The sequence below is a fragment of the Bradyrhizobium sp. STM 3561 genome (genome assembly GCF_045571455.1).
GTDB lineage: Bacteria > Pseudomonadota > Alphaproteobacteria > Rhizobiales > Xanthobacteraceae > Bradyrhizobium > Bradyrhizobium vignae.
In genome coordinates, this window is the sequence record NZ_CP120695.1 from 2,996,439 (window position 1) to 3,008,299 (window position 11,861).

Below are 11,861 nucleotides of genomic sequence, written 5' to 3' on the forward strand. Positions count from 1 at the left end.
TGAGCATGATCTCTTCGGAAAACCGCTGCGCACTTTTCCGGATCATGCCCTAGGCCCCGCTACCGTTGCTGCTCTCTCCGTTCCCGTTCTCGGCCTCTTCGGTGATGTGCTCGACCGAGACGACGTGCTCGTCCTCGGCGGTATCGAACACGATCACGCCCTGGGTCGAGCGGCCGGCGATGCGGATACCTTCGACCGGGCAGCGGATCAGCTGGCCCTTGTCGGTGACGAGCATGATCTGGTCGGCCTCCTCCACCGGGAAGGACGCCACGAGGTTGCCGTTGCGGTTATTGACGCTCATGGCGACGATGCCTTTGCCGCCGCGGCCCGTGGTGCGGTACTCGTAGGACGAGGTCCGCTTGCCGTAGCCGTTGACCGAGACCGTCAGCACGACCTGCTCGGCCGCCGACATCTCGGCGTAGCGCTCCTGCGGCAGCTGGAAGCTGCCCGAGCTCTCCTCGGCCTCGGCATCCACCGGTGCCTCTTCCGCGGCGGCTTCGCCTGCGACCGCGCGGCGCATCTTCAGGTAGGCCGAGCGCTCGTCCGAGGTGGTCTCGACGTGGCGCAGGATCGCCAGCGAAATCACTTTGTCGCCTTCGCCGAGCGCGATGCCGCGCACGCCCATCGAGGTGCGCCCGGTGAACACGCGCACGTCGGTGACGGGGAAGCGGATGCACTGGCCGCCGGCAGCCGTCAGCAGCACGTCGTCGCGCTCGGTGCAGATCTGAACGTCGACGATCGCCTCGTTGTCGTCGAGCTTCATCGCGATGATGCCGGAGCGGCGGACGTCGACGAAGTCGGACAGCTTGTTGCGCCGGACATTGCCGCCCGTGGTGGCGAACATCACGTCGAGCTGGCCCCAGGTCGATTCATCCTCCGGCAGCGGCATGATTGTGGTGATGCGCTCGCCCTGCTCCAGCGGCAGGATGTTGATCATGGCCTTGCCACGCGCGTTCGGCGCGGCCATCGGCAGCCGCCAGACCTTTTCCTTGTAGACCTGGCCGCGCGAGGAGAAGAACAGCACCGGCGTGTGCGTGGAGGCCACGAACAGGCGGCTGACGAAATCCTCGTCGCGGGTCTGCATGCCCGAACGGCCCTTGCCGCCGCGGCGCTGCGCCCGGTAGGCCGACAGCGGCACGCGCTTGACGTAGCCGGCGTGCGAGACGGTGACGACCATGTCCTCGCGCTGGATCAGGTCCTCGTCCTCGACCTCGCCTTCCTGCTCCATGATCACGGTCTTGCGCGGCGTGGCGAACTCCGCCTTGACCTCGGCAAGCTCGGTCTTGATGATGTCGAGGATGCGCGCGCGTGAGCGCAGGATCTCGAGATATTCGCCGATCTCGCCGGCGAGCTTGGAAAGCTCCTCGCCGATCTCGTCTCGGCCGAGCGCGGTGAGGCGCGCGAGGCGCAGCTCCAGAATCGCCCTCGCCTGCTCCAGCGACAGGCGAATGGTGCCGTCGGCATTGATGCGGTGGCGCGGATCGTCGATCAACGTGATGATGTCCTCGACGTCGCGGGCGGGCCAGTCGCGCGTCATCAGGGTCTCGCGCGCCGCAGCCGGCGTCGGCGAGTGCCGGATCACCTTGATGATCTCGTCAATATTGGCGACCGCGATGGCAAGGCCGACCTGCTCATGCGCGCGCTCGCGCGCCTTGCGCAGCTTGTACTTGGTCCGTCGCGTGACGACCTGCTCGCGGAAGCCGACGAAGATCGTCAGCATGTCCTTCAGGTTCATGGTCTGCGGACGGCCGGAATCGAGCGCGACGGCGTTGACGCCGAAGCTCGTCTGCAGCGGCGTGAACTTGTAGAGCTGGTTCAGCACCACGTCGGGCACGGCATCGCGCTTGAGCTCGACGACGACGCGATAGCCGTCGCGGTCGGACTCGTCGCGCAGGTCGGAGATGCCCTCGATCTTCTTTTCCTTGTAGAGCTCGGCGATGCGCTCGACCATCGTCGCCTTGTTCACCTGATACGGGATCTCGGTGATGACGATCGCCTCGCGTTCTTTCCGGATCGTCTCGAAGGTGACCTTGCCGCGCATCACGATCGAGCCGCGGCCGAGATGGTAGGCGCTGCGGATGCCCTGGCGTCCGAGGATGATACCGCCGGTCGGGAAATCCGGCCCCGGAATGATGTTGTTGAGCTCGTCGATGGTCAGCGACGGATTGTCGATCAGCGCCACACAGGCGTCGATCACCTCGCCGAGATTATGCGGCGGGATGTTGGTGGCCATACCGACCGCGATGCCGCCGGCGCCGTTGACCAGCAGGTTCGGGAACCGCGCGGGCAGAACCACCGGCTCCTTTTCAGAGCCGTCATAGTTGTCCTGGAAGTCGACCGTGTCGTCGTCGATGTCCTCGAGCAGCTTCAGCGCGATCTTGGTCAGACGGGATTCGGTGTAGCGCATCGCCGCCGGCGGATCGCCGTCGACCGAGCCGAAATTGCCCTGCCCGTCGATCAGCGGCGCCCGCATCGAGAAGTCCTGCGCCATGCGCACCAGGGCGTCGTAGATCGCCTGGTCGCCGTGCGGGTGATATTTACCCATGACCTCGCCGACGGCACCGGCAGACTTCTTGTGCTTCTTGTCCGGGGTGTCGCCGCGATTGTTCATCGCGAACAGGATGCGGCGGTGCACCGGCTTCAACCCGTCGCGCGCATCGGGCAGCGCGCGCGCCACGATCACGCTCATGGCGTAATCGAGGTACGACTTCTTCATCTCCTCGTAGATGGAAACGGGGCGAATGTCCGAGGGTTGCGCCGGCTGGTCGCCGGGCTTGTTGTCGTCGTCAGCCAAGGGGAAATCCGGTGAGGTTTTATCTGGGAATCATATAGCGCATCCAGGGTCGGATAACCACCCTTGCAGCCCCCTCGAAAGCGCTTTTTCCGCTTATTTTTCCAATAACTTAAGGCTCCGGACCAGCCCCTGAACCGCTCCCGGAATCGGCCCTTCAGAACCACCCGTCGCGCCTGGCTGATCACGCGAGAAGCCGCCCCGTCGGCCAACTTCGCATGGGCGCAATGCGGACCTCATCCCAAACATGAAGCGGGCCCGGAAAATCCGAGCCCGCCCTATCAAATTAGTAAGAATTGCTGACACGACGCACGCTCAGAACGGGATATCGTCGTCCATGTCGCTGTTGCGGCCACCGCCGGCGGCGACCGGACGGCGCGGAGCGCTGCTGACGGGACCGGAGGAGCCGAAATCGCCGCCCGGCTCGTCGCCGAAGCTGCCGGCTCCTCCGCCGCCACCGCGGCCGTCGAGCATGGTCAGCGTCGAGTTGAAGCCTTGGAGCACGACCTCGGTCGAGTACTTCTCGACGCCGCTCTGGTCGGTCCATTTGCGGGTCTGCAGCGCGCCCTCGATGTAAACCTTCGCGCCCTTCTTCAGGTACTGCTCGGCGACCTTGCAGAGCCCTTCATTGAAGATCACGACGCGATGCCATTCGGTCTTTTCCTTGCGCTCGCCGGTGTTCTTGTCGCGCCAGGTCTCCGAGGTGGCGATGCTCAAATTCGCGATCGGCCGCCCGTCCTGGGTGCGGCGGATTTCAGGATCCTTGCCGAGATTTCCAACCAGAATGACCTTGTTGACGCTTCCCGCCATCGCCGCTCTCCACTCCGAATGCCACTGAATTTCAAAAGGGCGAATCCGCTGCCCGCGTTGCTCTGCGCCCCGTCGAGGCGACCCTATACGCTTGCGGGCACCGGTCAGCCCGGCACCCCCAGGGTTATCCCCACATATAGCATCACCATCGGCTTTGTTCCAGATTTGTTCTTTGCGGCGACGCACCAGAACATTCGGTCGCGTGCCGATAAAAAGACAATTCCTCCGATGGAACCTTTCCGGGTTCCCGTGAACGGCAAAAACCACTTAACATTCATCAAGTTGCAGCCACTTCAGTCGGTCGCCGAGTGTGGCATTTCGGAGACGGACTCTGCTCTTTCCTTAGGCTACGGTTGCCTCGGAATTAGTTCATATGGGCGTCGCGCCTGATCAGCCGCTTTGGGGATTTCGAGAAGCGGACGAAAGTGGGGAGACTGCAATGAATAAGATTCTGTTTAGTGCAATCGGTGCAATGGCGTTGGTCCTGTCGGCTCCTGCAAGCGCGGCGGATCTCGCAGCGCGTCCTTACACCAAGGCTCCGGCGCCGGCGGTCGCTGCCATCTACGACTGGAGCGGCTTCTACATCGGCATCAACGGCGGCGGCGGCACGAGCCACAAGTGCTGGGACTTTGTGACGCCCGTGACGGGCGTTCTGGTCGGTGAAGGCTGCCACAACGCCACGGGCGGCACGGTCGGTGGCCAGGTCGGCTATCGCTGGCAGTCGGCGAACTGGGTGTTCGGCGTCGAGGGCCAGGGCAACTGGGCCGACTTTTCCGGCGACAACATCAGCCCGCTGACTGGCCTGCGCGATCGTTCCAAGATCAACGCTTTCGGTTTGCTCACCGGCCAGGTCGGCTACGCCTGGAATAACGTGCTGCTCTACGTGAAGGGCGGCGGCGCCGTCGTCGGGGATCGCTATCGCACCTACGATCTGGCGACAGGCCTCGAATTCGATCGCGCCAACGAGACCCGTTGGGGGGGCACGGTCGGTGCAGGCATCGAGTTCGGATTCGCGCCGAACTGGTCAGTCGGCTTGGAGTACGACCACATCTTCCTCGGCAACCGCACGATCAACTTCACCGGATCCGGCAATTTCGCCATTGCCCCGCTCGGTGTCGTCACACGGTCCGAGCGCATCAGCCAGGACGTCGATATCGGCCTCATCCGCGTGAACTATCGCTGGGGTGGCCCGGCGATCGCGAGGTACTGATATCTCGCTGAAATTATTCGGAGATCAAAGGCCGGCCTTGCGCCGGCCTTTCTTGTTTCGGCTCGATCGCTTGGAAGTAATAAGTCAGTAACCATCACCTTTTGCGGCTATGTGGCTTTTCGGAGACACAACGTGCGCCTTTGGTGGTGTAGAGATGGCATCAGTTGGGCCGTTGAGTCCGCTGCCCTTCCGTCGCGGAAGGCAACAACAGAAACTGGGACTGGGATTAAGTTGAAAATGAAAAAGGTTTTGCTGGCTTCGGCCTGTTTGTTTGCTCTCGCCGCTCCGGCCTCGGCCGCTGACCTCGCGGCGCGCCCCTACACCAAGGCTCCGGTCGCTCCGGTCGCTGCTGTCTACAACTGGACCGGCTTCTACCTCGGTATCGTCGGCGGCGGCGCGTGGGAAAACGCTTCGGGCGACCCGAAGATGAAGGGTGGCTTCGTCGGTGGCACCGCCGGTTACAACTGGCAGACCGGCAACGTGGTGTTCGGCGTTGAGGCCGATGGCGCCTGGGCCGACGTCAGCGCGACGGCTGCAGGTGTGGTTTTCGTCCCCGGCGTCGGTGGCGTCCCGGCCTCGCTGACCTCGAAGACCGACGCGATGGGCACCGTGCGCGGCCGCATCGGCTGGGCTGTCAACAACGTGCTGTTCTACGGCACCGGTGGTTACGCCTGGATCGACAACAAGCTCACCGCCAGCCTGGGAGCCCTCTCGGTCTCCGACAGCAAGTTCCACTCCGGCTGGACCGTTGGTGCGGGCGTCGAGGCGTTCTTCGCTCCGCAGTGGTCGGTCAAGGGCGAGTACCTCTATCGCAGCCTGGGCGGCGAGACCTACTTCTCGGGCGCCATTCCTACCGGCACGCTCAACTTCCACACCGTGCAGGTCGGCGTGAACTATCACTTCGGCGGCCCGATCGTCGCGAAGTACTGAGCTGCGTCTCTGACGCTACCCGCGTTACGAAAGGCCGGCCTCGCGCCGGCCTTTTTGTTGTTTTCAGGCGCGTAGCAATACGCCAGCCCGCCCCCAGCGTTTTCGCCGAGATGTGGCTCCAGGGAGACACAACCTTTGGCTTCGATGGTCTAAAGTCACGGCGTTACTTGAGTCATAGGGTCCGCTGCTCTTCCGCTCTCCGGAAGGCCGGAATGGAAACGGAACTGGGGAATGGATATGAAGAAGCTTTTGCTGGCTTCGGCCAGTTTGTTCGCGCTCAGCGCGTTGGCACCGGCCTCGGCAGCCGATTTGGCGGCCCGCCCCTACACCAAAGCTCCGCTCGCGCCAGTCGCGATGTACAATTGGAGCGGCTTCTACCTCGGCATCAACGGCGGTGGTGCCTCGAGCCGCAATTGCTGGGATCTCAATGCTGTGCTCGGCGCGCCAATCCCGGTCGTGTCCGAAGGTTGTCACAACGCGACCGGTGGACTCGTCGGTGGTCAGGTCGGCTATCGCTGGCAGGCGGCCAACTGGGTGTTCGGGCTCGAAGCTCAAGGAGACTGGGCCAATCTGAAGGGGTCGAATGCGAGCCCGCTTGCCGCATTCGCGCCGGTCGTCAATCAGACCAAAATCGATGCGATCGGCCTGTTCACCGGCCAGGTCGGCTATGCCTGGAACAACGTGCTCTGGTACGTGAAGGGCGGCGCCGCGGTCACGCACGCCAAATATAACGGCCTTCTGGGCGGCGTGGTCGTCGACAGCGCAAGCGAGACCCGCTGGGGTGGTGCGGTCGGCACCGGCCTCGAATTCGGTTTCGCACCGAACTGGTCCGTTGCCATCGAATACGACCACCTGTTCATGGGCGGCCGCAACCTCAATTTCACTGTGCTTGGCATCAACGACCGGACCGATCGTATCAAGCAGGACGTCGACATGGGCACCGTCCGCCTGAACTACACTTTCGGCGGCCCTGTCGTCGCGAAGTACTGATCGCTGACCGACGTCACATCGCCACGAAAGGCCGGCCTCGCGCCGGCCTTTTTGTTGCGGCGGGCTGTTGAGGTGCAGTTCCGCGCCCGCTTGCTGCCAGATGCCGCCAGCGCGCCAACAATCCGTTGACGATTCGCAAGTCCCACTGGAAATCCTCCGCCGTTCTTCCTACGTTCGCTGCCATACCCATCGGCGCCGATCCCGGTTCCGGGCGAAGCGCGCCTTTGCATTGGCGCGATCGCGCGTCTTTGGATTCCTTGAGGGACCAGCGGGATGGACGAAGTGATCAGGGCGAAGCGCCAACAACAGAACGCGGGCTCCAGCCTGCGCGCAATTACGATCCGCGGCGCACGCGAGCACAACCTCAAGAACATCGACGTCGAGATTCCCCGCGACAAGCTGGTGGTGTTCACCGGCCTCTCCGGCTCCGGCAAATCCTCGCTCGCCTTCGACACCATCTATGCCGAGGGCCAGCGCCGCTACGTCGAGTCGCTGTCGGCCTATGCCCGCCAGTTCCTGGAGATGATGCAGAAGCCCGACGTCGACCAGATCGACGGCCTGTCGCCGGCGATCTCGATCGAGCAGAAGACGACATCGAAGAACCCGCGTTCCACCGTCGGCACGGTGACCGAGATCTACGACTATATGCGCCTGCTCTGGGCCCGCGTCGGCGTGCCCTATTCGCCCGCCACGGGCCTGCCGATCGAAAGCCAGACCGTCTCGCAGATGGTCGACCGTGTGCTGGCGCTGCCCGAAGGCACCCGCCTCTATCTGCTGGCGCCGGTCGTGCGCGGCCGCAAGGGCGAGTACAAGAAAGAGCTCGCCGAATGGCTCAAGAAGGGCTTTCAACGCGTTAAGATCGACGGCACCTTCTACGAGCTGGCGGAAGCCCCAAGCCTCGACAAGAAATTCCCGCACGACATCGACGTCGTGGTCGACCGCATCGTGGTCCGCTCCGACATCGGCCAGCGCCTCGCCGAGAGCTTTGAGACCGCGCTGAAGCTCGCCGAGGGCCTCGCCGTCGTCGAGTTCGCCGATGCGCCCGCAGCCGCGCCCGCCGAAGAGAAAGAGAAAAAGAAGACCGCCAAGATCCACGACAAGAGCGGCCCCGAGCGCATCCTGTTCTCGGAAAAGTTCGCCTGCCCGGTGTCCGGCTTCACCATTCCCGAGATCGAGCCACGCCTGTTCTCCTTCAACAATCCCTACGGCGCCTGCCCCGCCTGCGGCGGCCTCGGCGTCGAGCAGCATGTCGACGAGGATCTCGTCATCCCCGAGAAGGATCTGACGCTGCGCAAGGGCGCGATCGCGCCCTGGGCCAAATCGTCATCGCCCTATTACGTGCAGACGCTGACCGCGCTCGGCAAGCACTACAAGTTCACGCTCGACACCAAGTGGAAGGATCTGCCGAAGAAGACGCAGAACGCGATCCTCTACGGCTCGGGCGAGGACGAGATCAAGTTCTCCTATGAAGACGGGGTGCGTTCCTACGACACTAAGAAACCGTTCGAGGGTGTCATCACCAACATCAACCGCCGCTACCGCGAAACCGAAAGCGAGTGGGCCCGCGAGGAGCTGGCGAAGTACTTCCACGACGTGCCCTGCGAGGGCTGTAATGGCTTCCGCCTGAAGCCCGAGGCGCTTTGCGTCAAGGTCGGCGGCAAGCATATCGGCGAGATCTCGGAGCTGTCGGTGAAGAAGGCCGGCGAGTGGTTCGCGGGCGTGCCCGAGGCGCTGAACAAGCAACAGAACGAGATCGCCGGCCGCATCCTGAAGGAGATTCGCGAGCGCCTCACCTTCCTGCTCGACGTCGGCCTCAACTATCTCACGCTGTCGCGCTCCTCCGGCACGCTGTCCGGCGGCGAGAGCCAGCGCATTCGCCTGGCCTCGCAGATCGGCTCCGGCCTGACGGGCGTGCTCTACGTGCTCGACGAACCCTCGATCGGCCTGCACCAGCGCGACAACGCCCGCCTGCTCGATACGCTGAAGCGGCTGCGCGACCTCGGCAACACCGTGGTCGTGGTCGAGCATGACGAGGACGCCATTCGCCTCGCCGACTACGTGCTCGACATCGGCCCCGGCGCCGGCATGCATGGCGGCAACATCGTCGCCGAAGGCACGCCCGCCGACATCATGCGCAACCCGAAATCGCTCACCGGCAAGTATCTCACCGGCGAGCTCGAGGTCGAGGTGCCGGAGCGGCGTCCGCCGAACCACCGCCGCACCATCAAGGTGGTGAACGCGCGCGGCAATAATCTCAAGAACGTCACGGCGGAGATTCCGCTTGGCCTGTTCACCTGCGTCACCGGCGTCTCCGGCGGCGGCAAGTCGACGCTGCTGATCGACACGCTCTACCGCGCCATCGCCCGCAAGCTGAACAATGCCAGCGAAGGTGCCGCGCCGCACGATCGCATCGAGGGCCTGGAGCACATCGACAAGATCATCGACATCGACCAGTCGCCGATCGGCCGCACCCCGCGCTCCAACCCCGCGACCTACACCGGCGCCTTCACGCCGATCCGCGAATGGTTCGCGGGTCTTCCCGAAGCCAAGGCGCGCGGCTACGAGCCCGGCCGCTTCTCCTTCAACGTCAAGGGCGGCCGCTGCGAGGCCTGCCAGGGCGACGGCGTCATCAAGATCGAGATGCACTTCCTGCCCGATGTCTACGTCACCTGCGACGTCTGCAAGGGCAAGCGCTACAACCGCGAGACGCTGGAGGTGCTGTTCAAGGGCAAGAGCATCGCCGACGTGCTCGACATGACCGTCGAGGAAGCCGCCGAGTTCTTCAAGGCGGTGCCGCGCGTGCGCGAGACATTCCAGACCCTGCACCGCGTCGGCCTCGACTACATCCATGTCGGCCAACAGGCCACCACGCTCTCAGGCGGCGAAGCCCAGCGCGTCAAGCTCGCCAAGGAGCTGTCCAAGCGCGCCACTGGCCGCACGCTCTACATCCTGGACGAGCCGACCACCGGCCTGCACTTCCACGATGTCAAGAAGCTGCTGGAGGTGCTGCACGAGCTGGTCGCGCAGGGCAACACGGTCGTCGTCATCGAGCACAATCTCGAAGTCATCAAGACCGCCGACTGGGTCATCGACCTCGGCCCCGAAGGCGGCGACGGCGGCGGCGAGATCGTCGCCTGGGGCCCGCCGGAAGATATCGTCAAGGCGCCGCGGAGCTATACGGGGAAATTCCTGGCTCCGGTGCTGGAGAAGGCGCGAAAGCCGAAGCGGAGGCGTGCGGCGAGCGAGGCGGCGGAGTGAGGGTCGGTTTGGACTCGGCCAATCTACGCGAAACCAACGGTCTGCAATCAGACAATCATCGGAGACCGGGCTGCCACATCGGGCGGCCCCTTCGCAGATGCGCAAAGTTGTTCAGACGACTACGCTATTAGCCGACACAACCTATGGTTATCTCGCGGGTGATGACTATACTCAATTGGCTTCGCCGCGGAGATGAGATTTGAGCGACGTAATTGATCAGTCAAGCTTTCGTTTCCAATTCAACATCACAATAGAGGAAGATAGATCCTTCCGAAAACTTGTAGGCAAACGTCTAAAGGTGCACTTCGATACGGAAGCCTACCAAGTTCAAGCGCTCAACGTTTGGGCTGTCCTGATGATAGCGGGTCTTCTTGCCGTGGCTCTAGAATGGATCACACCGCAAACACTGTTTGTATTGGTAGTCTGCCTCGTACTTGGGCAGATTCAGGCATTTTTCCTAACATTGCGGATCATCTGACAAATCCAGGACAACCTGTTTGAGGTAGATCGCGTAGCGCAAATGACATGGAACGTCACTCTTGACGATAGCTCGATTGTCGTCAGAACCCCCGGCAGCGAACGCCGGACGTCCTGGCATTCCATCAAGGGCGTGACAGATGCACCGACCATGGTGGGGATATGGTACAATTCAGGGCAAGGCTTTTTCATACCAGCGCGAGCCTTTTCCGATCCCTCCGCACGCGCTGCTTTTGCTGAATGGGCCAGTGAGCGGCTCCGGTCCGCCACCGTTTCCTCGAGCGCCGTCAATTCCGCTTAATGGCGATACCGGGCCGCGCGCGCCCTTAACTCCATGTCGCTCAGGCTCGCGGCATATTCGGCGATATAAGGCACGTCGCGACCGGCGCGCGGCTCTCGTACAGGGGAGGCAGCGATGCACTCATCGGCGAGCCAGAGCATTGGCTTGCCGTCCATGACCGCAGGGTTGATTTCGATCCGCTCGTGTCGCATGGCTGTGCTCGAACTCGCGAATACTAGCACGCGACCTCTCGCTCGTCGGTGAGCTCAAAATCCGCCCCCATGCCCTACGCCCTCGTCATCTTTGACCTCGACGGAACCCTCGCCGACAGCTTCCCCTGGTTCCTGCGCACCATCAACGACGTCGCCGATCGCTTCAATTTTCGCCGCGTCACGCATGAGGAAATCGAAGAGCTCAGGCATGCGTCGAGCCGCGAGATCCTGACCCGGCTCGAGGTGCCATTGTGGAAGCTGCCGGCGATCGCGCGGCATGCGCGGCGGTTGAAGGCGGAGGCAGCTGGCGAGATTTCGCTGTTTGCGGGCGTTGAGACGATGCTGCGGACGCTGGCCGACAACGGCGTGCAGCTCGCGCTGGTCACCTCCGACAGCGAAGCCAATGCGCGCGAGAAGCTCGGCGAGTCCGCCGCACTGTTTTCGCATTTCGACTGCTCGGCGTCACTGTTCGGCAAGGCCGCAAAATTCCGTCGAGTCATCCGGCGCGCGGGTGTTGAGCCTGGCAAGGTCATCTCGATCGGCGATGAGGTCCGCGACATCGAGGCGGCACGCACTGTCGGAATTGCCTGCGGCGCGGTTTGCTGGGGCTACGCGGCCCCGGCGGCGCTGCGAGCTCGGGGGCCCGACCACATGTTCGAGCGGATGAATGAGATCACGGATATCGCTGGCCGCATCCCGGCCAGGATATGATCCGCATTTGCCAAGCAAGGCCCAGGGAGATGGTGATGACGCTCACGGACGCAGCCCGCCTGAACTCCTGACGTCGCCGGTCGGCAGGGTGCGCGTCGTGCTCGATACCGATATCTACAACGAGATCGACAATCAGTTTGTCGCTGGTCCAGATGCTGCTGTCGACTTTTTTTCGGATAGCAAACCACAAGT

Annotated in this window: 10 protein-coding genes; 7 read left to right on the forward strand and 3 right to left on the reverse strand. The window is 63.2% G+C overall.

Going from position 1 to position 11,861, the window contains the following annotated elements; all coding sequences use genetic code 11:
• Window positions 1-49: 49 nt before the first annotated feature.
• Both gyrA and P6U28_RS14030 read right to left on the reverse strand, forming a co-directional pair.
• Window positions 50-2,794 carry a DNA gyrase subunit A gene (gyrA, locus tag P6U28_RS14025; protein ID WP_407122476.1) on the reverse strand — a complete coding sequence of 915 codons (2,745 nt, stop codon included), beginning with the start codon at window positions 2,792-2,794 and terminating at the stop codon, window positions 50-52.
• A 312-nt stretch (window positions 2,795-3,106) separates the two neighbouring features.
• The gene (locus tag P6U28_RS14030) at window positions 3,107-3,601 is read right to left on the reverse strand and encodes a single-stranded DNA-binding protein (protein WP_407122478.1); all 495 of its coding nucleotides are present in this window, start codon (window positions 3,599-3,601) and stop codon (window positions 3,107-3,109) included.
• Between the two features lie 439 nt (window positions 3,602-4,040).
• Between P6U28_RS14030 and P6U28_RS14035 the strand changes: the two genes are divergently transcribed.
• The 6 genes from P6U28_RS14035 (at window position 4,041) to P6U28_RS14060 (ending at window position 10,767) form a co-directional block, all read left to right on the forward strand.
• Window positions 4,041-4,811, forward strand: coding sequence for an outer membrane protein (locus P6U28_RS14035; protein WP_122403157.1), 771 nt, complete (start codon window positions 4,041-4,043; stop codon window positions 4,809-4,811).
• A gap of 237 nt (window positions 4,812-5,048) precedes the next feature.
• Window positions 5,049-5,741: an outer membrane protein gene (locus tag P6U28_RS14040; RefSeq protein WP_407122479.1), complete on the forward strand. Its 693-nt coding sequence runs from the start codon at window positions 5,049-5,051 to the stop codon at window positions 5,739-5,741.
• A gap of 237 nt (window positions 5,742-5,978) precedes the next feature.
• Complete coding sequence (locus tag P6U28_RS14045) at window positions 5,979-6,731, forward strand: outer membrane protein (RefSeq protein ID WP_407122480.1); 753 nt, start codon at window positions 5,979-5,981, stop codon at window positions 6,729-6,731.
• A 273-nt stretch (window positions 6,732-7,004) separates the two neighbouring features.
• Window positions 7,005-9,989 (forward strand): excinuclease ABC subunit UvrA, encoded by a 2,985-nt coding sequence (gene uvrA, locus P6U28_RS14050; protein ID WP_122403155.1) that lies wholly within the window; start codon window positions 7,005-7,007, stop codon window positions 9,987-9,989.
• Window positions 9,990-10,188: 199 nt separating this feature from the next.
• Window positions 10,189-10,467 (forward strand): hypothetical protein, encoded by a 279-nt coding sequence (locus P6U28_RS14055; protein WP_407122482.1) that lies wholly within the window; start codon window positions 10,189-10,191, stop codon window positions 10,465-10,467.
• A gap of 42 nt (window positions 10,468-10,509) precedes the next feature.
• Entirely contained in the window at window positions 10,510-10,767 is a 258-nt protein-coding gene (locus tag P6U28_RS14060) for a YcxB family protein (RefSeq protein ID WP_407122483.1), read from the forward strand.
• Here P6U28_RS14060 and P6U28_RS14065 read toward each other — a convergent pair.
• Entirely contained in the window at window positions 10,764-10,958 is a 195-nt protein-coding gene (locus P6U28_RS14065) for a hypothetical protein (RefSeq protein WP_407122484.1), read from the reverse strand. The genes P6U28_RS14060 and P6U28_RS14065 overlap by 4 nt on opposite strands.
• Before the next feature lie 69 nt (window positions 10,959-11,027).
• Between P6U28_RS14065 and P6U28_RS14070 the strand changes: the two genes are divergently transcribed.
• On the forward strand, window positions 11,028-11,669 hold the full coding sequence (locus P6U28_RS14070) for an HAD family hydrolase (protein ID WP_407122486.1): 642 nt from the start codon (window positions 11,028-11,030) through the stop codon (window positions 11,667-11,669).
• The last annotated feature ends 192 nt before the right edge of the window (window positions 11,670-11,861 follow it).

Coding starts and splice junctions, on each gene's coding strand:
- uvrA (WP_122403155.1), top strand. CDS start 7,005: ATGGACGAAGTGATCAGGGCGAAGCGCCAACAACAGAACGCGGGCTCC.
- P6U28_RS14065 (WP_407122484.1), bottom strand. CDS start 10,958: ATGCGACACGAGCGGATCGAAATCAACCCTGCGGTCATGGACGGCAAG.
- P6U28_RS14060 (WP_407122483.1), top strand. CDS start 10,510: ATGACATGGAACGTCACTCTTGACGATAGCTCGATTGTCGTCAGAACC.
- P6U28_RS14070 (WP_407122486.1), top strand. CDS start 11,028: ATGCCCTACGCCCTCGTCATCTTTGACCTCGACGGAACCCTCGCCGAC.
- P6U28_RS14045 (WP_407122480.1), top strand. CDS start 5,979: ATGAAGAAGCTTTTGCTGGCTTCGGCCAGTTTGTTCGCGCTCAGCGCG.
- P6U28_RS14040 (WP_407122479.1), top strand. CDS start 5,049: ATGAAAAAGGTTTTGCTGGCTTCGGCCTGTTTGTTTGCTCTCGCCGCT.
- P6U28_RS14030 (WP_407122478.1), bottom strand. CDS start 3,601: ATGGCGGGAAGCGTCAACAAGGTCATTCTGGTTGGAAATCTCGGCAAG.
- P6U28_RS14035 (WP_122403157.1), top strand. CDS start 4,041: ATGAATAAGATTCTGTTTAGTGCAATCGGTGCAATGGCGTTGGTCCTG.